Source organism: Massilia sp. METH4 (assembly GCF_037094685.1).
Lineage (GTDB): Bacteria > Pseudomonadota > Gammaproteobacteria > Burkholderiales > Burkholderiaceae_D > Rugamonas.
Window position 1 is genome coordinate 4,474,800 of the sequence record NZ_CP146614.1, and the last position, 23,813, is coordinate 4,498,612.

Here is a 23,813-nt window from a genome sequence, read left to right on the forward strand (position 1 = left end):
GCTTATTGGCGAGCTTATTGGCGCGCTTCGTTCAGCCGTTCACGAATTCGGCGATCAGGCGGTTGAAGGTGGCCGGATGCGTGACATTCATGCCATGCGACGCGCCCTCGATCATGTGCTTGCGCGCCCGCGCGATCCACTCCACCAGCCGGCCGCTGTTGTCGCGATACATGCGCGGGCTTTTCGCGCCTTCCAGCAGCAGGGTGGCGCACTTCACCTCGCGCGCGCCGGCCTGGTCGTAGGCCGGCAGCGGGTCGCGGAACTGCATCGGCAGCGTGGCGGCATTGTCGATCGCCATCGTGCGGAAAGCCTGCGAGCTGCGGCGCCACACGCCGGGCAGGCTGACCGAGTCGATGAACAGTTCCAGGCCCGTTTCCGTCTGCCCTTGCCCGATCAGCGCCGCGGCTTCTTCGCGCAGCGCGATGGTCGCGGCGGGCATGGCCGCCGGGGGCATGCCATCGATCTGCAGCGGCCCGCCCGGGTCGGCCAGCACCAGCGATTTCACCAGTTCCGGATATTCGCGCGCCAGGTGGTAGGCCACGCAGCCGCCGCGCGAATGACCCACGAGGTGGACCGGCCCGAGATTCATCGCGGCGATGAATTCGGCCATCTCGCGCACGTGCGCCTTCCAGCTGAATTCGGCGGGAAAGCAGTCTTCGTCCGAAGGCCAGTAGTGGCCGAGGCTGACCGACACGCACAGGAACCCCTTCGACAGCGCCTTCACCTGGCCGTCCCAGTAGCGGTAGTCGCATAGCGAGCCGTGCACGAATACCAGCGGTTCGCCCGTGCCGTGCACGGCGTAGGGCACGCGCTGGCCCGAGGCGATGGTGGCGAAGTACAGTTCAGGGGTGGCGATCAGCGAGGGATCGATGCGTGCGTTCATGGTCAAGCTCCTTTGCCGCTACTATGCACCGTGGCACCCTCCAAGAAAATCGCATAATATTGAACATTCCTATCAGAAAAACTGATACTCGAATCTGATACTTATTCTATCGACAATGAAAGCACTCGACCTCGACGTTCTCACGATGATGGTGGCCGTGGCCGATACCGGCAACATCAGCCGCGCGGCCGAGGTGGTGCACCGCTCGCAGTCGGCCGTGAGCATGCAGATCAAGACGCTGGAGGCGGCCATCGGCAAGCCGCTGTTCCTGCGCGGGCCGCGGAGCGTGACGCCCACGCAGGATGGCGAGGTGCTGCTCACGTATGCGCGCCGCATGCTGGCCCTGCGCGACGAGGCCTGGGCCGCCGTGGTGCGGCCGGACGTGACGGGCCGCGTCGTGATCGGCGTGCCGGACGACTACGCTTCCTCGCTGCTGCCGGCAATCCTGAAGAGCTTTTCGGCCACCTATCCGAAGGTCGAGATCCAGGTGGTGGGGCTGCCCAGCGTGGCGCTCGCGCCGATGGTGAAGGATGGCACCGTGGACCTCGTGCTGGGCACGCGCGTGAAGGGCCTGTCGGGAGAATTCGTCCGCTTCGAACCCATGGTGTGGGCCGCGCCGCCGGGCGCCCGCGAGATCTGGCGCGAGCGGCCGCTGCCGATCGCGGTGTTCCTGCCGGGCAGCGTGGCACGCGAGAACGCCATCCGCACGCTGGAGCGGGCGAAGATCAGCTACCGCACGTCGTACGAGAGCCCCAGCCTGCTGGGTCTGCTCAGCATGGTCGAGGCGGGGCTGGCGATCGCGCCGCTGGCGCACTGCGCCGTGCCGCCGCACCTGGCCGTGCTGGGCAAGGCCCAGGGCTTGCCGGAGATCGATCCGCTGGAACTGATCCTCGCGCGCAGCCCCATGTCCAAGCGCGCGCCCTGCGATTTCATGGCCGAGAAAATCATGGCGGAACTGCGACGCTGACCCGTGAGCCCTTGCCGCAACGCTGGTATCGGAAAAATAGCTATCCGGTGCGGCAACTCCAGGTTTTGTGATACTTTGGTGAGCCATTACCGACTGGCAGTTGCGGGAAATTGCTGACCAAGGGTAGTGGGCCGGAGGTCTGCCGTCAGCATCCGCTTGTCCAGGAAGGTATGTCCATCTTTCTCGTCCTCGTCCGCGCGCGGCTGGCCGCCGCGCTGCTGGCTCTGGGTTGCATCCTGCCCGTGTGCGCGGCGCAGGCGCCGCTGCGCGTGGTCCTGGACCAGAATTACCCGCCCTTCGTGTTCCGCAATGCGGACGGGAAGCTGGAGGGCTTCTCGATCGACGTCTGGCGTCTGTGGGAACAGAAGACGGGCATGCAGGTCGAGCTGTACGCGGTCGACTGGCCAAGCGTGCAACCCATGCTGGAGAGCGGGCGGGTCGACGTGATCGATACCATCTTCCGCACCGAGGCGCGCACCGCGCGCATGGACTACTCCCCGCCCTATGCCTCGGTCGCCGCCGCGATCTACGCGCACAGGTCGATCACCGGCATCGCCAACGTGAACAGCCTGAAAGGCTTCGAGGTGGCCGTGCAGGCGCAGGATGCCTGCACGGACCGCCTGCAGCGGGCCGGCGTGAGCATGCGGATCTACCCGACCTACGACGGCTTGATGGCGGCGCTGGCCGACCGTCGCGTCAAGCTGCTGTGCAAGGACGAGTACGGCGCGAACTACGACCTGTACCGGCTGGGCCTGCACGGGGAGTACGAGAAGGCGTTCGAACTGGGCCGCGAAGAGCTGCACCGCGCGGTGCGCAAGGGCGACATGGCCACGCTGGCGCTGGTCGAGCGCGGCATGGTGCAGATCACGCCCGACGAGATGCAGGCGCTGCGCGCCAAATGGATGAACCGGCCACTGGCCTTTGCCCGCTATGCGCGGCCGCTGCAGCAGGGCATGGCGCTGCTGGCCGGCGTGGTGCTGCTGCTGGTGGTGTGGCTGGCCGCCACGCGCCAGGCGGTGCGCGTGCGCACCAGGGAGCTGGAGCACGAAAAGGCCCAGTTGCGCACGCTGGTCGAAAGCAGCGCAGACATCATCTGGCTGAAGGACGTGGAGGGGGTGTACCGCGACTGCAACCGCCCGATGGTTGAACTGTTCGGCTTGCCGAAGGAGGCGATCCTCGGCAAGAACGACGTCCAGCTGTTCGGCGCGGCCGCCGCCGAACGCTACCGGCGCGACGATACCGCCGCGCTGCGCGCCGGCCGCCCGCTGCTGGCCGAAGACCACGTGTTGCTGCCGGGCGGCGACGGCGCGCGCGTGTATGAAACGATCAAGAGCCCCGTGATGAAGGCCGACGGTACCGTGCTCGGCCTCCTCGGCGTGGCCCGCGATGTGACCGAACGCCGCGAGCAGGAGCGCACCATCCGCGACCAGGAGCGGCTGCTGCAGGAGATGAGCGCGCTCGCCCATATCGGTGCCTGGGAACTCGACGTGGCGGCCGGCACGTTCCGGTGGACGGAGGAGGTCGCGCGCATCTATGGCAACGGCCCGGAGGAGCCGCTGACCTTCGAGCGCTGCCTGGCCTGCCGGGGCGACGACGAACAGGCGCTCGCCCGGGCCGCGTGCGACGCCGCCATCGCCCTTGGCGAACCGTTCGACCTCGAACAGGAGATCGACACGGCGGGCGGCGGCAGATGGGTGCGCGTGCTGTGCAGCCCCGTGCGGGAGGAAGGGCGCGTGGCGAAGCTGCGCGGCACCGTGCAGGACGTGACCGTGCGGCGCACCCTGGAGGAATCGATGCGCATGGCGAACCTGATCTACCGCACGAGCCTGGAGGCGATCATCGTCACCGACGGCGGCAACCGCATCGTGGACGCCAACCCGGCCTTCACGGCGCAGACCGGCTACGCGCTGGCGGACGTGCTCGGCACGCACCCGCCGCTGTTCGAGTCCGCCATGCATGACAACGGCTTCTATACGCGCATCTGGCAGAGCCTGGAGGCCGGCGACCACTGGCAGGGCGAGGTCAGGGACCGCAACCGGGACGGGACGCTGGCGGCGCGCTTCGTGGATATTCGCGTGATCCGGCAGCCGGACGGGCGGGTCTACCGCCATGTGATCCAGTTCCACGACATCAGTGCCCAGAAGCAGAAGGATGAGCTGATCTGGCGCCAGACCAACTTCGATCCGCTGACGGGCTTGCCGAACCGCCGCCTGTTCCTGGACCGCCTGGAGCAGGACATCAAGAAGGCGCACGGCGCCAACCGCGGCCTGGGCGTGCTGCTGCTCGACCTGGACCGCTTCAAGGACATCAACGACAGCTTCGGCCAGGCCAAGGGCGACAGCGCCCTGGTCGAACTGACCCGGCGCGTGGCCGGCTGCGTGCCGGAGGATGCCACGCTGGGCCGGCTGGGCGGTGACACGTTCGCGCTGGTGGCCAGCGACTTCGACAAGCGCCTGCACATCGAAACCGTCGCCCAGGCCGTGCTCGTGGCGGTCGCCACGCCGCTGCGCCTCGGCCCGGAAGAAGTGGCGTACGTGACCGCCAGCGCGGGCATCAGCGTGTACCCGGACGATGGCACGGACCCCGCGGAACTCGTCAGTAACGCCGAACACGCGGTGCGCCTGTCGAAGCGGGCAGGGCGCGGCCAGTTCCAGTATTTCACGCCCGCGCTGCAACGGCAGGCGCACGCCAAGCTGATGCTGACCAACGAATTGCGCGAAGCCTTGCCGCGCCGCCAGTTGCAGGTGCACTACCAGCCGATCGTCGAGGTGGAGACGGGGCGCATCAACAAGGCCGAGACGCTGCTGCGCTGGGTCCACCCGGAACGGGGCATGATCAGCCCGGCCCATTTCATTCCGCTGGCGGAGGAATCCGGCCTGATCGTGGAGATCGGCGACTGGGTACTGCGCGAGGCGATCTCCAGCGTGGAGCGCTGGCGCGAGCTGTATGGCCGCGTGATCGAACTCTCCGTGAACATCTCGCCCACGCAGTTCGAACAGCGCGGCCCGCTGTCATGGCTCGACCGGGTGGTGCAGTCGGGCCTGCCCCGGCACAGCATCACGGTGGAAATCACGGAGGGAGTGCTGGTCAACGACACGGCGCAGGTCGGCCGCTGCCTCGGCACCCTGCACGCGGCCGGCGCCAGGGTGTCGATCGACGACTTCGGCACTGGCTTTTCCGCCTTGTCCTACCTGAAGAACTTCGACATCGACTACCTGAAGATTGACAAGTCGTTCATCAACAACCTGGCCAGCGACAGCAACGACCGGGCGCTGACGGAAGCCATCGTGGACATGGCGCACCGCCTCGGCATCGAGGCGATCGCCGAGGGCGTGGAAAACGTCGCCCAGCGCGACGCGCTGGCGGCGATCGGCTGTGACTATATCCAGGGGTATTACTACTCGAAGGCCGTCACGCGCGACGTCTTCGAGGGCTTGCTGGAGCGGCAGATGGCGCATTAGCGAACGCCGGGAACGCCGCCATGGACCGAAACGACACCGGTGCTTCGACGGCGCGGGCTGTTCCGATTGCTGCCGATCCGCTGATGTCGGACACCTTCAGGTGTCGGACACCGGTTTTCTCTACCGGAGCTGGCAACCACTTGCGAAAACCGGAGTCGGGAAGGAGCGATGGCATGCATGCCATCACCGCTTCACAGGCGCGGAGCATGCTCCGCGAAACCCCTGTGAAGCCACCGAAACAGCCGGTGTCCGACACCAGTGCGCCCGCCCCGCCGGTGGCTGTCTCGATCTCTCAATGCCACTTCACCGGCATCAGCCACCGCGACCTGGCCCAGCGCACCAGCATCTGCGCGAACATGCGCACCGGACCCAGGTTCGCCATCACATAGCGCTCGTAGCCGACCCGGTAGGCGGCCTTCGCCATCGCACCCTGCACGTTCAGGTAACGGTCGCCGATGACCTGCCGCAGCATGCCCACCGCGCCGTACTCGCCCAGCGACACCAGCGTGCCCTGGTCGCGATAGCGGAACACCGGGATGGCGGCGCGCTCGATGCCCGCCAGCAGCCGGTGCAGGAAGATGGCCTGTTGCCGCGCCGCCTGGGCGCTCGGCGGCACCATCGCCGTACTGTCGGACACCTGCATCGCCGAGCAGTCGCCCATCGCGTGGATGAACGGGTCGTCCACGGCGCGCAACTGCTCGTCCACCAGCACCTGCTTGTTGCGGTTCAGCGCAATGCCCAGGCGCGTGTTGATGGCGGGGCCCTGCACGCCGGCGGCCCAGACGGCGATCGCGGCGGGGAATACTTCGCCGTCGGCCGTCGTCACGTGCTCGGCCGTCACCGCCGACACGGCGGTATTCGTGCGGATTTCGATGCCAAGCTCGCGCAGCTTGCGCGCCGCCGCTTCCGACAGCGCCGGCGCCAGCGTGGGCAGCAGGCGCGGGCCGCGCTCGATGATCGTGATGCGCACCTGGCAGGGCGACTCCAGGGAGTTCAGCCGGTAGCGCACCAGCGTGTCGACCGTGTGGCGCAGGTCGGCTGCCAGTTCGACGCCGGTGGGGCCGGCGCCGACGATCACGATATTGACCCGCGGCGCGCCGCCCGAGGTGGCCGCGCACAGCCGCAGGAAGCGCCGGCGGAAGGCCTCGGCCTGTTCCACGCCATCGAGCGACAGGCAGTGCGTCTCGGCGCCAGGAACGCCGAAGAAGTTCGTCACGGAGCCGAACGACAGTACCAGCCGGTCGTAGCGCAGCACGCTCTCATGGCCCAGCGCGTGGGGCAGGCGGGCGCGGATCTTCAGGGTGCGGCCGGCGCGGTCGATGTCGACGACCTCGCCGCACAGGAATTCGAAGTGGTTGTCGATGGCCTGGCGGGCCAGGTCGACATGGTAGTGGCTTGGATCGATGGTGCCGGCTGCAACCGAGTGCAGCAGCGGCTTCCAGAAGTGGGTGGGGGCGCTGTCCACGAGGACGATGCGCGCCTTGTTGCGGCGGCCGAGGTCACGGCCCAGGCGGGTCGCCAGTTCGAGACCCGCCACGCCGCCGCCGGCGATGACGATGGTTTGCATTGATTGGCTCCATGAGAGTGCGGCTGGACATGTCGGTAAATGCGTGCCAGCGGATGCGTATTACAGGCGGCGGCCCTGGTTCTCCGCCTTCACGCGGATATTGGCCAGGCGGGCCGCTTGCGTGGCCGGCGCCGAGGCGGACACCACGAGAGCGTCGCCGGCATCCACGCCGAGCACCTGCAGCACCGTCGAATACGGCGACTTGTGGCCGCGGGCGGCGAAGTCCGCATCGGTGAGCACCACCGAGAACAGGTGGTGCGCCGCGTCGCCGAAGCGTTCGCGCAGCCGGCGGTCCGCCTGGCTGTGCGGCAGGTCGCTCACCAGCGCGCAATGGGCACCGCCATCGATGGCTTCGTGCAGCATTTTTTCGGCCTCGATATCGGCGCGCATGGGAAACATGCCCAGGGCGCGGTCCTGGAACGTGGATAAGTCGAAAATTACTGCTTGAGCCGTCATGGGATTCTCCTTGTCAAAAGAACACAGCGAATGGTTCCCACTATACGGGCTGTTCGAATAAAATAAAAATAAGATATTTACGGGTTTTTATAAGGAATTACTGATGTATCCGGCAAGCTTCAAGCAATTGCAGGCCCTCGTGCAGGTGGCGCGCCACCAGAGCGTGTCGCGCGCGGCCGAGGCCATGCACGTCACGCAACCGGCGGTATCGATGCACTTGCGCATGCTCGAAGAGGCAGCGGGCCTGCCGCTCACGCGCAAGCAGGGGCGCAATATCCAGCTGACGGCGGCGGGCGAGCTGCTGGTCGGCTATGCCGAGCGCCTGCTGGCCGTGTGGGAAGAGGCGGGCGACGAGATCGCCGCCCTGAAAGGCGTCACCAGCGGCACGCTGCGCATCGGCGCGGTGATGACGGCCGAACACCTGCTGCCCCCCATGCTGGTGCGCTTCACGAGCGGCCATCCGGGCGTGCGCATCAAGCTGCAGGTGGGGTCGCGGCCGGAAGTGATCGGCATGCTGAGCCGCGACGAGATCGACCTCGCGATCATGGGCACGCCGCCGCGCGAATTTCCGACCAGCGCGAGCCGCTTCGCGCGCCACCCGATGGCGTTCTTCGTGGCGCCCTCGCACCCGCTGGCGCGCGGCAAGGCATCGCTGGAAGAGCTGGCCGGCCACAACTTGCTGGTGCGCGAACCCGGCTCGGGCACGCGTTCGGCGATCGAGCGCCTGTACAAGGAAGCCAACGCGCCGCTGTCGATCGGCTCGGAATTGTCGAGCAACGAGGCGATCAAGCGCATGACGGCGGCCGGCCTGGGCGTGGCCTTCCTGTCGGTGCACGCGTGCTCGCTGGAAGTGGAAACGGGAAGGCTGCAAGTGCTGCCGGTGGAGGGCACGCCCGTGCTGGGCGACTGGCACGTGATGCACAAGGCGGACCACCCGATACCGACCGTGGCCGCGTCCTTCCATGAATTCATGGTCGAACACGGCCAGCAGGTGATCACGGGCGAGCTGGAGGGCGGCGGGGCGGACCCCGCCGGGGTCAGTACAGCACCACGGAGCGGATCGACTCGCCCGCCTTCATCAGGTCGAAGCCCTCGTTGATGCGTTCGAGCGGCAGGCGGTGCGTGATCAGGTCGTCGATATTGATCTTGCCGTCCATGTACCAGTCCACGATTTTCGGCACGTCGGTACGCCCGCGCGCGCCGCCGAACGCCGAGCCGTGCCACCCGCGGCCCGTCACCAGCTGGAACGGCCGCGTGGAAATTTCCTGGCCGGCCGCCGCCACGCCGATGATGAAGCTCTTGCCCCAGCCCTTGTGCGTGCATTCCAGCGCCTGGCGCATCAAGCCGGTGTTGCCGACGCACTCGAAGCTGTAGTCGGCGCCGCCGTCGGTCAGTTGCACGATCGCATCGACCACGTTCTCCACTTCCTTCGGGTTGATGAAGTGCGTCATGCCGAACTTGCGCGCGATCTCCTGGCGGGCCGGGTTGATGTCGATGCCGATGATCTTGTCCGCGCCCACCATTTTCGCGGCCTGGATCACGTTCAGGCCGATGCCGCCCAGGCCGAACACGGCCACGTTGGCGCCAGCTTCCACCTTCGCCGAGAACAGCACCGCGCCCACGCCGGTGGTCACGCCGCAGCCGATGTAGCACACCTTGTCGAACGGCGCGTCGGAGCGGATCTTCGCCAGCGCGATCTCCGGCACCACGATGTAGTTCGAGAAGGTAGAGGTGCCCATGTAGTGGAACAGCGGCTTGCCGTCCAGCGAGAAGCGCGACGTGGCGTCCGGCATCAGGCCGCGGCCCTGCGTGGAGCGGATTGCCTGGCACAGGTTGGTCTTTTGCGACAGGCAGAACTTGCACTGCCGGCATTCCGGCGTGTACAGCGGGATCACGTGGTCGTCCTTCTTCAGGCTCGTCACGCCGGGGCCCACGTCGACGACGATGCCGGCGCCTTCATGCCCCAGGATGGCCGGGAACAGGCCTTCCGGGTCGGCGCCCGAGAGCGTGTAGTAATCGGTGTGGCAGATGCCTGTGGCCTTCAGTTCCACCAGCACTTCGCCGGCCCGCGGGCCTTCCAGGTCCACTTCTTCCACGGTCAGGGGCGCGCCGGCGCGCCATGCGATCGCTGCTTTGGTTTTCATTTGCTGTCCTCGTGATGTGTATGCGTAGTGCTTGATTCCCGATTGTCGCGGCGGCCATGGCGCGGTGGGGGAGGGTCGCCGGAAGATGGCAGGATTTGCTGTCATAATGGCTGGATCTTGATGTGCCGCCCCACCCATTCATGAATGCCAGAACCGCGCCCCCGCCGCGCACCGTCGACATCGTCGTCTATCCCGGTTTCAAGGCGATGGAAGCGATCGGACCGATGTCCGTCTTCGAATACGCCAACCTCCACCTGCGCCGCCGCGGCCAGCCGCCCGGCTACGACGTGCGCATCGCGTCGACCCGTACCGGGCCGGTGGCGTCGGACACGCTGATGTCGCTGGAGGCGACCAAGGCCCTGTCGACGCTGGCGCTGCCGGACGATGCCATCATCGTCGGCGCGCGGCACATCGACGCCGCGCTGGAGCAGTCCGCGCCCATCGTCGACTGGGCGCGCGACGCCTGGCCGCGCATCGGCCGCATGGCGGCGCTGTGTTCCGGCGCCTTCTTCCTGGCCGCCGCGGGCGCCCTGACGGGCAAGCGCGCCACCACGCACTGGGCGGTGGCGCAGCAGTTGCAGGCGCGCCACCCGCAGGTGGCCGTCGATGCCGACGCGATCTTCGTCCAGGCCGGCAATATCTGGACGTCGGCCGGCGTCACCGCCGGCATCGACCTGGCGCTGGCGTTCGTCGAAGAGGACTTCGGCCGCCGCCTGGCGCTGGAAGTGGCGACGGAAATGGTCGTGTACCTGAAGCGCCCGGGCGGGCAATCGCAGTTCAGCGCGCACCTGCGCGTGGAACGGACGGCGCGGCCCACGGTGCGCGAGATCCAGGCCTGGGTGCTGGACAACCTGCATGAACGCATCACGGTGGCCATGCTGGCCGAGAAAGCCATGATGAGCGAACGCCACTTCGCCCGCGTGTTTCAGCAGGAGGCGGGCATGAGCACGCTCGAATTCGTCGAGCACTGCCGCTTCGAGCGCGTTTGCCAGCTGCTGGGGGAGCTGGCCCTGCCGCTGAAATCGATCGCGGCGCATGCCGGCTTTTCCGACGAGGCGCAGATGCGCCGCGTGTTCCAGAAGAAGCTGGGCATCACGCCGAAGGTGTACCGGGAACGGTTCGCGACCACGGGCGTGGGCAGGGGGCGGCCACCGTCCGGGTGAGAGAGTCGTCATGCTCGTGAATGCCGATTTCTCCCGCCCAGCCACCGTCACGCCGGACGAATACCGGTGGGTGGCGTCGCCCCAGGCCGGCGTGGAGCGCGTGATGCTCGATCGCGTGGGCGCCGAGAAGGCGCGGGCGACGAGCATCGTGCGCTACGCGCCCGGCTCACGTTTCCCGCGCCACCGGCACCCCGGCGGCGAGGAAATCCTCGTCCTGGAAGGGACGTTTTCCGACGAGGGGGCCGACTTCCCGGCCGGCTGGTACGTGCGCAACCCGCCGGGCTCGTACCACAGCCCCGCCAGCGCGCCGGGTGCCGTCATCTTCGTCAAGCTGGGGCAGATGGCCGCCTCGGAAGCCGAGGCGACGCGCATCGATACGCGCGACCGCGGCCGCTGGCAGGCGGCCGGAGACCGCGCGGTCTGCCCGCTGTTCGCCGACGAAGGCGAACAGGTGTCATTGCAGCGCCTGGCCGCCGGCGCCACGGTCTTTCCCATGGCCGTACCGGGCGCCGAGCTGCTGGTGCTGGAAGGCACCTTGTTCGCCGGTGCCCGCACCTGCCCGCAAGGGACGTGGCTGCGGCTGCCGGAAGGAACCTGGCCGGGCATCGTGGCGGGCGGGCAGGGCGCCACGTTCTACCTGAAACTCGGCCGGCCCGGACGGATGGCGGGAGAGCTCTGATGTAAGCAACGGCATCCGGTGGTATCATTGAATACATTCGTGCAAATGTATTTGCGGCGCACGCCGCCTCTTCTACCCGATCCACCCGATGATCAAGAAATTCGCCGCCGCCTTGCTCTTCCTGGCATGTGCGCAAGCCCCCGCCGTGCCCCTCGGATCGCACGCCGTGCTCGTCGTCGAGAACGGCACCGGCAAGGTCCTCCTCGAAAAGAACGCCGACATGGTGGTGCCGATCGCTTCGCTGACGAAGCTGATGACGGCCATGGTCGTGCTGGACGCCAAGCTCGACATGGACGAGCGCATCCGCATCGACGACGACGACGTCGACCGGCTGAAGTACAGCCGCTCGCGCGTGCCGGTCGGTGCCACCCTGTCGCGGGCCGACGTGCTGCACCTCGCGCTGATGTCCTCGGATAACCGCGCGGCGGCCGCGCTGGCGCGCACCTTCCCCGGCGGCCCGGCGCGATTCCAGGCGGCGGTCGACGCGAAGCTGCGCGCGCTGGGCATGACCCAGACCCGCATCCACGAACCCACCGGCCTGTCGCCGGCCAACACCTCGACGGCCGAGGACCTTGTCAGGATGGCCACCGCGGCGGCCGGCTACCCGGCCATCAAGCGGCTGACGACCGACAAGCGCGACATCATGCGCATCCAGGGCCGGCAGGTCGAGTACCACAACACGAATCGCCTGGTGGGCGCCAGGGGCTGGAACATCCGCCTGTCGAAAACCGGCTACACGTCGGAGGCGGGGCGCTGCCTGATCATGCGGGTGAGGGCGGCTGGCAAGAGCGCCACGATGGTGCTGCTGAACGCCGGCAGTTCGGCGGCCAGGGTCGCCGACGCGCTCAACATCCGGCGCATGCTCGCGGGGCGCGAGGCGCCCAAGGCATCGGCCAGGAAGGTGGCGCGGCGCAACGCGCCTGCCCGCAAGCGCCGCAGCCGCTGACGCACCGGGCCGGGTCGCCGCCCTCGGACTGCGGTACCATGGCCGGCATGGCAGAACCACTCCACCATGTCCGCCCGCTGCGCACCGGCCTGCCCGGCGTGCAGGCGCTGGTAACGGAATCGGCCCGCAGCTTCGGGCGGCATACGCACGACCAGTTCGGCATTGGCCTCGTCGTGCAGGGCGCGCACGCGTCGCACAGCTGCGCGGGGCGGGTCGAAGCGCAGCCGGGGGATTGCATTACCGTGCACCCCGGCGAGGTGCATGACGGCAGTCCGCTGGGCGGCATGCCGCGCCGCTGGTTCATGCTGTATCTGGATAGCACCGCCGTGGACGGCGCCTACGAGTTCGCCCGGCCCGTGCTGCGCAATCCGGCGCTGCGCGAAACCCTGCTTGCGCTGCACGGCGCGCTGGCCGGCGGCATGGCCGATGGCCTGTTGGTCGAGCAGGAAAGCGCGCGGCTCCTGGCGCTGGCGGCCGGCCGGCCCCCTGGCCAGATCGAAGTGCCCGCGGTCCTGCGCCGCGCCCGCCAGCTGATCGACGACTGCCCCTCCAGCGAGCTCACGCTGGACGCGCTGGCCCGTGCTGCCGGGATGGACAAATTCCAGCTGGTGCGCGGCTTCGGCCACGCGTTCGGCCTCACGCCGCACGCCTGCCTCATGCAGCGGCGCATCCAGCTGGCGCGGGCGCTGCTGGCCGCGGGCGTGCCCGTGGTCCAGGCGGCCGCCGACGCCGGCTTCGCAGACCAGAGCCACCTCACGCGGCTGTTTGCCCGCACGTTCGGCATCACGCCCGCCGCCTATCGCCGCGCCTTCGCCTGATCCGCGCAATTTCGTTCAAGACTTGCCGCCCGCCCGCCCCCAAGCTGGCGGCAAGGAGGTGAGCGATGCGCGATGTTCGAGGATATGCCCTGCTGGCGTTCGCGATGGCGAGCGTGGGCAGCACGGTGGTGGCGGGGAAATGGATGGCGCAGGTCGGGCCATTTACGGGCAATGCCTTGCGGCTCGCACTGGCGCTGCCGCTGTTCGTGCTCGCGCTGCGGTGGACCGGCACCGCGCTGCCGCGGCTGTGCCGGCACGACCGCTGGCTGCTGGCGGCGCAGGCCGCCGCGGGCAGCGTGGGCTATACGGCCCTGCTGTTGCTCGGCCTGCGGCACACGAGCGCCGCCAGTGCCGGCGCGATCGTGGGAACGCTGCCCATCGTCGCGCTGGTGCTGTCCATGCTCCTGCTCGGCGAAAGGCCGACGGTGCGCGCCGCGCTCGCCGTGCTGCTGGCGGGCGGCGGCGTGGCGTGGATGACGGCCGACCCGGCCGACGGCGGCGCAATGCTCGGCAATCTGCTGGTCGGCGCGGCGGTGCTGTGCGAAGGCCTGTTCATCCTGCTCAATCGCCGCATGCGCACGCCGCTGCCGCCGCTGGCGTTGTCCACGCTGCTCGTGGCGCTCGGACTGGCCGGCAGCGCGATCCCCGCCGCGATCGAGCTGGCGATCTCGCCCCGGCTGCCCGCGCCGGCCTTGCTCGGCGCGGTCTACTACGCCATCGTGCCCACGTTCGCGGGCTTCATTGCGTGGTACGCCGGATCGGCGCGGGTGAGCGCCGCGGAAGCGTCGCTGTTCACGGCGGTGGCGCCGCTGGCCGCGATGGCCCTGTCGGTACTGTGGCTCGGCGAGCAGCCAGGGGAACGCCAGCTTGCCGGTGCCGCCGTGATCGTTGTGGCCGTCGTATGGCAGGCACTGCCGTCCAATTCCCGAACCGTCGAACGGTCGCGTGCCAACGATGTATGCAAACTACATCTGCTCGATAAATTAGATTGACTTATTCAGCCCTCTATCCAAGAATTCGTTTACCGCAGTTACAAGATCCAACAAACGGACTACACGCGGTATGTAGTCAGACTACTTACCTGCAACGTGCCCCGGCACGTCGGGCACGGGCAGGTCTGATCCACACCTTGGAGGAGATACCAATGAAGAAACGCATCGTCACGGCCGCGCTCGCGGCCGGCATCATCGCGGGCCTGCCGCACGCGCACGCCGCCACGCCGGCCCAGCAGGCCGGGGGCAGCAAGGCCATCCTGTTGCAGGGCTTTCACTGGAACTCGGCCGGCTACACGCGGCCGGACTGGTACAACACGCTGTTCGACCGCGCCGACGACATTGCCGCGCTCGGCATCACCCACGTATGGTTCCCGCCGGCTTCCGATTCGGCTGCCCGTGAGGGCTACCTGCCGCGCCAGCTCAATTCCCTCACGTCGGCGTATGGCAGCCAGGCCGAGCTCGTCAACGTGGTCGGCGCGCTCAAGAACCGGGGCATTCAGTCGGTGGCCGATATCGTCGTCAACCACCGCGTGGGCACCACGAGCTGGGCCGACTTCACGAACCCGACGTGGAGCAAGGCCGCCGTCGTCAACGGCGACGAGTGCAACTGCGGCATGGGCAACGGCGACACGGGCGACGGCTTTTCGGCCGGCCGCGACCTCGATCACACGAATGTGGGCGAAGTCCAGAACGGCATCACCACCTGGCTGAACGGCACCATCAAGGGGGCCGGGTTCACGGGCCTGCGCTTCGACTACGTGAAGGGATTCAATGCCTCGTACGCCGGCAAGTACGCGAATGCCTTCGCGCCGGACTTCTGCGTGGGCGAGTTGTGGACCGACTTCAACCCGAACGACATGAACGCGCACCGCCAGCAGATCATGAACTGGATCGACGGCACCGGCTCTTCCTGCGGCGCATTCGACTTCACCACCAAGGCCATCCTGAACGACGCGCTCGCCAACGGCAATTACTGGCGCCTGAAGGACAGCGCCGGCAAGCCGCAGGGCGCGGTCGGCTGGTGGCCGGCGATGGCCGTCACGTTCGTGGACAACCACGACACGGGGCCGTCCGAGAGTTGCGGCACGGGCCAGAACCACTGGCCGGTACCATGCGGCAGCGTGATGGAAGGCTATGCCTACGTGCTGTCGCACCCGGGCATCCCCACCGTCTACTACCCGCACGTGTACGACTGGAACCTGAGGACGCCGATCGCCGCCCTGATCAAGGCGCGCAAGACGGCCGGTGTGCATTCCACGTCGGCGGTGGCGATCCAGCAGGCGACGCAGGGCCTGTACGCGGCGATCATCACGGGCACCACGCGCCAGCTGGCGATGAAGATCGGACCGAACAGCTGGAGTCCGGGCAGCGGCTGGACGCTGCAGGCGTCGGGGAACAACTACGCGGTGTGGATCAAGTAGCGGGCGTGGTGCGCCGGCGGCCTTGCAACACTGCCACGGGCACCTGCCTGCGCACCAATGAAGTGCGCGACATGACCTAGGTAAGCTGCTAGTATCGAACGACCCGATGCTGACTTTTACATGAGACGCCATGCCGCACACGTCCCCGGCGGAAGTGCTGTTTTCCCTAGATACGCTGCACGACAACCTGCCCGCCGGCGTGGTGGTGCACGCCGCGGACGGGCGCATCGTCTCCGTCAACCGCCTCGCGCAGGAATTGCTGGGCCGCAGCGAGGCCGAGCTGCTCGGGCTGGAAGCCAACGCGCGCAACTGGATGCTGCTGCGCGCCGATGGCACACCGCTCCCCATCGAGGAGTTTCCGACGAACGTGGTGCTCGCCACCGGGCGGAAGCTGTCCGGCATGGTTGCCGGGGTCGTCCGCCCGGATGGGGTCTGCTGGCTGCTGTGTAATGCTTACCCGGAATTCGACGGCGCCGGCAAGCTGCGGCACGTGGTGGTCTGCTTCACCGACTGCACGGCCCTGAAGGTCACCCAGCAGACACTGGAGAAATCCGAGGAGCGGCTGCGGCTGGTACTGAAGGGATCGACGGACGCGCCGTGGGACTGGGACCTCGTCACCGGCGACGTGTATTACTCGGAACGGTGGTGGAACATGCTCGGCTACCCCAGCGGCGAGGGGCTCGACGATTCTGGCGCCTGGGTCCGCATGCTGCATCCCGACGACGATCCGATGGTGAAGGAATACGTGGCCGAGCTGCTGCCCAGCAAGCGCGATAGTTTCAGCGTGGAATTCCGCCTGCAGCATCGCGACGGCCATTACGTGCCCGTGCTGTCGCGCGGTTACGTGCTGCGCGACGAGCAGGGCAAGGCGCTGCGCATCTCGGGTGTCAATACCGATCTCACCGAACGCAAGCGCACTGAGCGGCGAATCTACGAGCTGGCTTACTTTGACCACCTGACCGGCTTGCCGAACCGGCGCTTCCTGATCGAGGAACTGGAACACGTGCTGGCGCGCGCCGCCCGCTCGGGGCATTACAGCGCGCTGCTTTACCTGGACCTCGACAATTTCAAGTTGCTCAACGACACGATGGGGCACGATCTCGGCGACATGCTGTTGCTGCAGACGGCCCATCGGCTGCGCAACACCGTGCGCCACAGCGACCAGCTGGCGCGGCTGGGCGGCGACGAGTTCGTCATCGTGCTGGAAAACCTGAGTTCCACGGCGGATGGCGCGGCGGCCGAAGCGAGCCGCGTGGTCGGCAAGCTGCTGGCGGCCCTGGCCCAGCCCTGGCAGCTCGATTCGCTACTGTTCAAGACCACGGCCAGCATCGGCGTCACGCTGTTTTCGGGGACCGGCACGAATATAGAAACGGTGCTCAAGCAGGCCGATCTGGCGATGTACCGCGCCAAGGCCGACGGGCGCAATCTCGCGCGCTTCTTCGACCCCAGCATGCAGGATGCCGCCGACCGCCGCGCCGCCTTCGAGACCGCGATGCGCAACGGCTTGTCGCTGGGCCAGTTCTGCCTGTATTGCCAGCCCCAGTTCGACGCCGACGATCGCCTGGTGGGCGCCGAGGTGCTGGTGCGCTGGCAACGCGGCGAGGGCGACCTGATCGGGCCGGACCAGTTCATCGGCTTCGCCGAGGAGTCCGGCCTGATCCTGCCGCTGGGCGAGCACGTGCTGAAGGAAAGCTGCCGCGCGCTGGCGCGCTGGCACCTCGACCCGGCGCTGGGCCGCCTGAAGCTGGCCGTGAACGTGAGCGTGCAGCAGATGCGCGACCCGCATTTCCCGGCCACGGTCGCGACCATCCTGGGCGGCACGGGCGCGCCGCCCGAGCGCCTGTACCTGGAACTGACGGAAAGCGTGTTCGCCGAGGATACGCAGGAGATCACGCAACGCATGCATGAGCTGCGCTCCCAGGGCATCTGCTTCTCGCTGGACGATTTCGGCACCGGCTATTCCTCGCTGGCCTACCTGAAGCGCTTTCCGCTCTCGGCCCTGAAGATCGACCGTTCCTTCGTGCGCGACATCGGCATCGATCCCGGCTCAGCCTCCATCGTCGAGGCCATCATCGCGCTGGCCCGCCAGTTCAAGCTCGAGATCGTGGCCGAAGGCGTGGAATACGAGGCGCAGCGCGACTTTCTCGTCGATGGCGGCTGCTCCTCGATGCAGGGCTACCTGCTGGGCCGGCCAATGCCGATCACCGAGTTCGAGCACGCGTACGGCACGGCCGGTATCGGGCACGCCTGACCGCGCCGCTTGTCCGTTGGCTTATTGCGTGACTTCGACCACGCGCCCGTTCAGCGGCTGAACGGGCCGCGCATTCATGCGGTACAGCTTGCGGAACGCGGCCAGTTGCGCCGACGAGACTTCGACCGGCTCCTTGAGGATATGCCAACGCACGCCTTCGCTGCAGGGCGGTGTCGTCAGCGAACCGGTATAGCCGTAGTAGCCGCGCCGCTCGGGCAGCAGGGCTGCCGCATCGAATTCGGCGGTGGCGGCGCGCTTTTCGCCCGCCGTCGCCGGCATGCCGGCAAACACGGGACCCAGCGCGGCATTGTCCCGGCCCCGCTTGAACAGCACGGCCACCACGGCCAGTTCGCCCGCGTCGCTCCTGTGCACCAGGTGGGCCACGAGCGGGTAGCGGCGGCCGTTCACGGCTTCCTCGCTCGGCGTGTGGAAGTGGAACTGCACCAGCCGGTACGTGGTGCCGGCCACGTCGATGTCGCCGCCGTCCGCCAGGTCGACTTGCACGGTGTGGCCGTTATTGACGATATCGGCGCTGCTGGCGCGGTAGGCGAAGCCGATCGGCGACGCGGCGCCTGCCCTGGGGGCACGGATATCGATGGGCGACTGCGCCTTGCCGCGCCCGCAGGCGGCGAAATCCGGCGCCAGCTCGCCCCAATGGGCGGCTCCTGCCTTGCCCTGGTACTCCCAGTGAGGGCGCGTATCGGCCGCCCCCGCGCTTGCCGTGGCGGCCAACGCCGCGATGACCGTTAATGCCAACTTGACTTTCGATTTCATGGACACCTTGTTCAATGGATGACGCCTGCTTGGCGGCTCGCCGGCCACGCCCGGCGGCGCGGCGCAGCCGCACAGGGCGGCACGTCCGTTCCGGGCATGGGTGTCGTGTGCGGGCGTTGCCGGCACATGGCGATACCGGGGAAGTGGCGGTCGCCACCGGTCATCGGGCTGGAGTTTCCTTGCCCCGTTTGCGGGGCCGGGCCGCCAGCCGATGGCGCGGCGCCGGCAAGCAGGCGCCAGCCGGTCCACGCGGTCATGCGAGAAATCGCATACAAGAATTGTATACAAGATGACCGGGCCGGCAATCGCGCTGCCGGTCGCTTCGGAACATACGCCAGGTACCGGCGACCCGGGCCGTGAGATTCGCGTGAGAATCCGCTTTTGCTCATCCGCTTGAGCGCCGTGTTCTTGTCGGATTGATAATCGAGCCGCCGCGGACGGTGGGCGACTTCCGCGACATCCTCGTGCGGCGCCTGTTCGCCCGGTTGCTGTCGGCGCGGTTCGCCCGCCTGACCCAGGTGGCCGAACCGCCGTTCGTCGGCGGCACGGCGGCGGAGATCCCATGCAGGCCAGGCTGCAAACGTACCGCCGCTCGCTGCGCGAGAACGGCTACTGGATGAACTACCTGAAGATGGCTGGAGGACAAGGACCCGCACGAGATCCTGCGCATCGAGGAGCGCATCAACGCGGTGACCGCCGGGGATATCAAGGCGGCCGCGCGGCGGTTCCTCGACCGCAGGAACCACGTGGAGATGGTGCTGAAGCCGGAGGCGTGAAGGCTTCCTAGTTCACCGACCCCAGCACCGGCGTGATCGAGCCGAGGATGCGGATCAGCGAAGGTCCCAGCAGGACGACCAGCAGGCTGGGGAAGATGAAGAAGATCAGCGGGAACAGCAGCTTGGTGGCGATCTTGGCCGCCTGCTCCTCGACCAGCTGCCGGCGCCGGGTGCGCAGCTGCTCCGATTGCACGCGCAGGGCCGTGCCCACGCTGGTGCCGAAGCGGTCGGCCTGGATCAGCATCTTCGCCAGCGAATCGACGTCTTCCACGCCGGTGCGCAGGGCCAGGTTGCGCAGCGCCTTGTCCTTGGCGCTGCCGGCGCGCAGTTCCAGCGTCACGAGCTGCAGTTCCTCGGCCAGCACGGCGCTCTTCAGGCCGATCTCGGCGCCCACGCGCGCCAGCGCCGCGTCCATCGCCAGGCCGGCTTCCACGCACACCGTCATCAGGTCGAGCGCATCCGGGAACGTTTCGAAGATCTCGCGCTGGCGCGTGGCGATGCGCCGGCGCAGCGCGAAGTCGGGCGCGTAATAGCCGAAGGCGGCCGCGATCGCCAGGCACAGGATCGTGGTGCTGCCCGAGCGCTGCGGGTCATTGCCCAGCACGATCCAGGCCAGCAGCGGCAGCCCGAGCGTGAGCGCGGTCTTCCCCGCGTGAAAGAGACCGGGGGTGGAAGCGCCGCGCCAGCCGGCATGGATGAAACGCAGGCGCACCGGCGAGTTCTCCCAGCCTTCGGCGGGCACGGACAGCCTGGCCAGCGGCTCGGCCAGCCGCGCCAGCCGCCGCAGCCAGTCGCGTGCCGGCTCGGCGGCAGCCGCCCGCGCGGCGCCATCGCGCTCGTCGAGTGCCGACAGGCGGTGCCGGACCGGGTCGCGCGTCAGCAGCAGCATGGCCAGCGCGGCAAGGCCGAATACCAGCACGAAGATGCCGGCCAGGAGGAGGAGTTGTGCAGGATTCATGGGGAATGGTTCAGATGCGGATGCGGATGATCTTGCGGATGGCGAGCACGCCGACCAGCATCATCGCGGCGCCCATGCCCACCATCTTGCGGCCGGCGGGCTCGGTCGCCAGCACGCCCAGGGAGCCGGGATCGATGGCTGCCATCATGGCGGCGGCACCGAACGGCAGCAGGCACAGGATCCACGCCGACATGCGGCCCTCGGCCGACAGCACGCGGACCTGGCCGCGCAGGCGGTGGCGGTCGCGGATGATGGCGCTGATCGAAGAGAGCAGCTCGGTCAGGTTGCCGCCCGTCTCGCGCTGGATCAGCACGGCCACCACGAAATACTGCAGGTCCATGCTGGGAACGCGCTGGGCCAGGTTGTTCAGCGCATCGGCCATGCTCACGCCGAAATTGACTTCGTCGAACGCGGCCTTGAACTCCTCGCCCAGCGGCGCGGCGATCTCGTCGCCCACCAGCTTCAGCGCGGTGGGGAAGGCATGGCCCGCGCGCATGGCGCGGCTCATCATGTCCAGCGCCTCCGGCAATTGCAGTTCGAAGCGCGCCATGCGGCGCTCGCGCGTGCGGGCCAGGTGCATGAGCGGCGCGGCCGCGCCCGCGGCGCAGGCGGCGGCGATGGCCGGGCCGGGCAGGGCCAGCCAGGCCGCGGCGGCCAGGCCGGTGGCGGCGCCGCCCGCGCAGAAGGCAAGCAGGCGGGCCGCCGTGTAGCGCGCGCCGGCCTGCATGAGCATGCGGTCGAGCCGGCGCACGCCCGGCATCGCGCGCAGCAGCGAATCGAGCTCGGCGCTTTCGCTGAGCCGGCGCTCCTTGACGATCGTCACGTCCGACTGCCGCGCCTCGCCGCCGATGACGCTGCGCAGGCGGCGCGCCACGCGCTCGGCCTCGGGGTCCCGGTGCGCCGCCCAGCCGCTGTACACGCCCCACACCAGCAGCATCACGGCGGCGAACAGCAGCACCACGAACAGCGCGAACGTAGTGTTCATCGGGCAGGCTCCATGCGCGGCTCGAACACCTGCGGCGACAGCGTCACGCCGAAGGTGCGCAGCCGCTCGGCGAAGCGCGGGCGCACGCCGCTGGCGCTGAAGTGGCCCTGCACGGTGCCGTCGTCCGCCACGCCGGTCTGCCTGAACGAGAAGATTTCCTGCATCGTGATCACGTCGCCTTCCATGCCCGTCACCTCGGAAATCGACAACACCTTGCGCTTGCCGTCGGTGAGGCGCGACACCTGCACCACCACGCCGACGGCGGAGCTGATCTGCTGGCGCATGGCGCGCGGCGGCAGCGTGGCGGCCGCCATGCTGACCATGTTCTCGAGGCGCGTGAGGGCATCGCGCGGCGTGTTGGCGTGGATGGTGGCCATCGAGCCCTCGTGACCCGTATTCATGGCGCCCAGCATGTCCAGCGCCTCGGCGCCGCGCACCTCGCCCAGGATGATGCGGTCCGGGCGCATCCGCAGCGCATTGCGCACCAGCGCGCGCTGCGTGACCTCGCCCTTGCCTTCGATGTTCGGCGGGCGGGTCTCGAGGCGCACCACGTGCGGCTGCTGCAGCTGAAGCTCGGCGGCATCTTCCACCGTCACGATGCGCTCGCTCTGGTTGATGAAGCCGGAAATCACGTTCAGCATCGTCGTCTTGCCGCTGCCCGTGCCGCCGGAGATGAGGATGTTGACCTTGGCCTTGCCCAGGCCCTGCAGCACCTCGGCCATGTCGGCCGTCATGCTGCCGTAGGACACCAGGTCGGCCAGGCGCAGCGGGTCGGCCGAGAAACGCCGGATCGACATGACCGGGCCGTCGATCGCCAGCGGCGGAATGATGGCGTTGACGCGCGAACCGTCCGGCAGGCGCGCGTCGACCATCGGGCTCGACTCGTCGATGCGGCGGCCCACGCGCGAGACGATCTTGTCGATGATCTTCATCAGGTGGGCGTCGTCGGTGAACGTCACGTCCGAAAGTTCCAGCCGGCCGCGCCGTTCGACGTACACCTGACGGTGCGTGTTGACGAGGATGTCGGACACGGTCGGATCTTCCAGCAGCGGTTCCAGCGGGCCGAAGCCGAGCATCTCGTTCTGGATGTCGCGCGTCAGGGTCTTGCGCTCGGCGTCGTTGATGACGACCATCTCTTCCTCGAGCAGGCGCTCGACGAGCAGGCGCAGTTCCTGGCGGATCTGGTCCTGCGACAGCCGCTGCATGCTTTCCAGGTCGATACGGTCCAGCAGCGCCTCGTGGATGCGGTGCTTCAGCTGGTGGTAGGCGCGGTTGTCGATGGCGCCGCGCTGGGCCACGGGGCGCGGCGCGCCGCTGCCGAGGCGCTCGCGCAGGGAAGAGGAGGGCAGGTTCATGGGATTCCCGGTCGGTGCGTTTCGGTGGGCATCAGGCCGCGCGGCGGCTGAACAGGCGGGCCATCAGGCCGGCCGCCTGCTTCGGCGGCGCGGCGCCGGTCAGGTCGCGCGCCATCTGTTCGAGCGCGGCCGACAGCGGGCTGTCCGGCACCAGGCGCGTCACCGGCACGCCCTGGTTGACCGACTTCGCCGCCGCGTCGTAGTGATTCGGCATCGTGCGCAGGGTGCTGGTCTCGAACGCCTCCTCGAGGTCCTTCAGGCGGATGTCGCTGTTCTTGTCGTGGCGGTTGACGACCAGCTCGATCTTGTCCTTGCCGTAGTCCAGGTTGCGGAACACGTCCAGCAGGCGCTTGCCGTCGCGGATATACGGCAGCGTCATCTGCAGCACGGGATGGATCGTGTCGGCATGGTCGAGCGCGCGGATGCTCACCGGGTCCAGGCTGCGGCCCACGTCGAGCACGATGAAGTCGTACTGCCGGCGCGCCAGCTTGACGATGGCGTCGATGTGCTCGGGCTTCACGTCGCCGGCGTGGGCCGGATCGGAGGGCGCGGCCAGCACGCTGTAGTTCGGCGTCACCGCAACCATGCTCGAGGCCAGGAACGACGGGTCGAGGCGGTGGATCTGCGTGGCGACGTCGGACAGCGTGGCCAGCGGCTTGGTGTCGGAAACGAACAGCGAGGCGTCGCCGAACTGCAGGTTCATGTCGATCAGGGCCACGCGCTTGCCGGTGGCCGAGAGCGCATAGGCCAGGTTGGTGGCCAGGAACGTCGAACCGCTGCCGCCCTTGCAGGAGATGAAGGCCAGCACCTTGCCGTTGGCGCCGGCCTGGGTACCGAGCTTCTCGGCGATGCGGTCCAGCGCCTGGGCGAGGGCGGCGGCGGACGGCGCGGCCGGCAGCACTTCGCGCACGCCGGCGCGCATCGCGGCCAGCAGGAACTCCTGCGACAGGTCGGCGGTCAGCACGATGAAGGCCATGCGCGGGAACAGGTGGCCCAGGCGCTCGAGCTGGTCCAGCTCGCCCTCGCCGGCGCGCGGCTGGTCCACCACCAGCACGTCGGGCACGGCGTCGTCGGCCAGGGTGGTCAGGCGGGCCGGGCTCCCGGCGATCATGTCCACCTCGTCGGTGCCGGGGCGGGCGCGCAACTGGCGCGCCACCTCGATCAGGTGGCGGTCGTCGCGCGACAGGACTGCGATCTTCATGATGGTTCCTCGT

General features: G+C 68.2%; 19 protein-coding genes. 10 read left to right on the forward strand and 9 right to left on the reverse strand.

Annotation, left to right across the window (positions count from 1 at the left end):
- Positions 1 to 31: 31 nt before the first annotated feature.
- Entirely contained in the window at positions 32 to 883 is an 852-nt protein-coding gene (locus V6Z91_RS19700; RefSeq protein ID WP_338760007.1) for an alpha/beta hydrolase, read from the reverse strand.
- 115 nt (positions 884 to 998) lie between these two features.
- On the opposite strand from V6Z91_RS19700, the gene V6Z91_RS19705 reads away from it, so the two are divergent.
- Both V6Z91_RS19705 and V6Z91_RS19710 read left to right on the forward strand, forming a co-directional pair.
- Positions 999 to 1,850: a LysR substrate-binding domain-containing protein gene (locus V6Z91_RS19705; protein ID WP_338760010.1), complete on the forward strand. Its 852-nt coding sequence runs from the start codon at positions 999 to 1,001 to the stop codon at positions 1,848 to 1,850.
- 170 nt (positions 1,851 to 2,020) lie between these two features.
- On the forward strand, positions 2,021 to 5,311 hold the full coding sequence (locus V6Z91_RS19710; RefSeq protein WP_338760013.1) for an EAL domain-containing protein: 3,291 nt from the start codon (positions 2,021 to 2,023) through the stop codon (positions 5,309 to 5,311).
- 292 nt (positions 5,312 to 5,603) lie between these two features.
- On the opposite strand, the gene V6Z91_RS19715 is transcribed toward V6Z91_RS19710, so the two are convergent.
- Together V6Z91_RS19715 and V6Z91_RS19720 are read right to left on the reverse strand one after the other, a co-directional pair.
- Positions 5,604 to 6,878 carry an NAD(P)/FAD-dependent oxidoreductase gene (locus V6Z91_RS19715; protein WP_338760017.1) on the reverse strand — a complete coding sequence of 425 codons (1,275 nt, stop codon included), beginning with the start codon at positions 6,876 to 6,878 and terminating at the stop codon, positions 5,604 to 5,606.
- Positions 6,879 to 6,938: 60 nt separating this feature from the next.
- Positions 6,939 to 7,334, reverse strand: coding sequence for a hypothetical protein (locus V6Z91_RS19720; RefSeq protein ID WP_338760019.1), 396 nt, complete (start codon positions 7,332 to 7,334; stop codon positions 6,939 to 6,941).
- A gap of 103 nt (positions 7,335 to 7,437) precedes the next feature.
- Here V6Z91_RS19720 and V6Z91_RS19725 point away from each other — a divergent pair, with 103 nt between their 5' ends.
- Positions 7,438 to 8,433 (forward strand): LysR substrate-binding domain-containing protein, encoded by a 996-nt coding sequence (locus V6Z91_RS19725; protein ID WP_338760022.1) that lies wholly within the window; start codon positions 7,438 to 7,440, stop codon positions 8,431 to 8,433.
- Here V6Z91_RS19725 and V6Z91_RS19730 read toward each other — a convergent pair.
- Positions 8,372 to 9,478 (reverse strand): S-(hydroxymethyl)glutathione dehydrogenase/class III alcohol dehydrogenase, encoded by a 1,107-nt coding sequence (locus V6Z91_RS19730; protein WP_338760024.1) that lies wholly within the window; start codon positions 9,476 to 9,478, stop codon positions 8,372 to 8,374. The genes V6Z91_RS19725 and V6Z91_RS19730 overlap by 62 nt on opposite strands.
- A 140-nt stretch (positions 9,479 to 9,618) precedes the next feature.
- On the opposite strand from V6Z91_RS19730, the gene V6Z91_RS19735 reads away from it, so the two are divergent.
- The 7 genes from V6Z91_RS19735 to V6Z91_RS19765 all read left to right on the forward strand — a co-directional run bounded on the left by V6Z91_RS19735 (position 9,619) and on the right by V6Z91_RS19765 (position 17,751).
- Positions 9,619 to 10,641 (forward strand): DJ-1/PfpI family protein, encoded by a 1,023-nt coding sequence (locus V6Z91_RS19735; protein ID WP_338760027.1) that lies wholly within the window; start codon positions 9,619 to 9,621, stop codon positions 10,639 to 10,641.
- A gap of 10 nt (positions 10,642 to 10,651) precedes the next feature.
- Complete coding sequence (locus tag V6Z91_RS19740; RefSeq protein WP_338760030.1) at positions 10,652 to 11,320, forward strand: cupin domain-containing protein; 669 nt, start codon at positions 10,652 to 10,654, stop codon at positions 11,318 to 11,320.
- Positions 11,321 to 11,408: 88 nt separating this feature from the next.
- Positions 11,409 to 12,266: a serine hydrolase gene (locus tag V6Z91_RS19745; RefSeq protein WP_338760033.1), complete on the forward strand. Its 858-nt coding sequence runs from the start codon at positions 11,409 to 11,411 to the stop codon at positions 12,264 to 12,266.
- Positions 12,267 to 12,313: 47 nt separating this feature from the next.
- Entirely contained in the window at positions 12,314 to 13,084 is a 771-nt protein-coding gene (locus tag V6Z91_RS19750) for an AraC family transcriptional regulator (RefSeq protein ID WP_338760036.1), read from the forward strand.
- Between the two features lie 65 nt (positions 13,085 to 13,149).
- On the forward strand, positions 13,150 to 14,076 hold the full coding sequence (locus V6Z91_RS19755; RefSeq protein ID WP_338760039.1) for a DMT family transporter: 927 nt from the start codon (positions 13,150 to 13,152) through the stop codon (positions 14,074 to 14,076).
- 152 nt (positions 14,077 to 14,228) lie between these two features.
- Positions 14,229 to 15,500, forward strand: coding sequence for a glucan 1,4-alpha-maltotetraohydrolase domain-containing protein (locus V6Z91_RS19760; protein WP_338760042.1), 1,272 nt, complete (start codon positions 14,229 to 14,231; stop codon positions 15,498 to 15,500).
- A 130-nt stretch (positions 15,501 to 15,630) separates the two neighbouring features.
- Positions 15,631 to 17,751 (forward strand): EAL domain-containing protein, encoded by a 2,121-nt coding sequence (locus V6Z91_RS19765; protein WP_338760045.1) that lies wholly within the window; start codon positions 15,631 to 15,633, stop codon positions 17,749 to 17,751.
- 21 nt (positions 17,752 to 17,772) lie between these two features.
- On the opposite strand, the gene V6Z91_RS19770 is transcribed toward V6Z91_RS19765, so the two are convergent.
- The 5 genes from V6Z91_RS19770 to V6Z91_RS19790 form a co-directional block, all read right to left on the reverse strand.
- Entirely contained in the window at positions 17,773 to 18,525 is a 753-nt protein-coding gene (locus V6Z91_RS19770) for a carbonic anhydrase family protein (RefSeq protein WP_338760048.1), read from the reverse strand.
- 783 nt (positions 18,526 to 19,308) lie between these two features.
- On the reverse strand, positions 19,309 to 20,259 hold the full coding sequence (locus V6Z91_RS19775) for a type II secretion system F family protein (protein WP_338760050.1): 951 nt from the start codon (positions 20,257 to 20,259) through the stop codon (positions 19,309 to 19,311).
- 10 nt (positions 20,260 to 20,269) lie between these two features.
- A complete protein-coding gene (locus tag V6Z91_RS19780) occupies positions 20,270 to 21,244 on the reverse strand; it encodes a type II secretion system F family protein (protein WP_338760052.1) in 975 nt (324 codons plus the stop codon).
- Positions 21,241 to 22,599, reverse strand: coding sequence for a CpaF family protein (locus V6Z91_RS19785; RefSeq protein WP_338760054.1), 1,359 nt, complete (start codon positions 22,597 to 22,599; stop codon positions 21,241 to 21,243). The genes V6Z91_RS19780 and V6Z91_RS19785 overlap by 4 nt, the downstream gene beginning before the upstream one ends.
- A 31-nt stretch (positions 22,600 to 22,630) precedes the next feature.
- Entirely contained in the window at positions 22,631 to 23,800 is a 1,170-nt protein-coding gene (locus V6Z91_RS19790; RefSeq protein WP_338760056.1) for an AAA family ATPase, read from the reverse strand.
- Positions 23,801 to 23,813 lie beyond the last annotated feature (13 nt).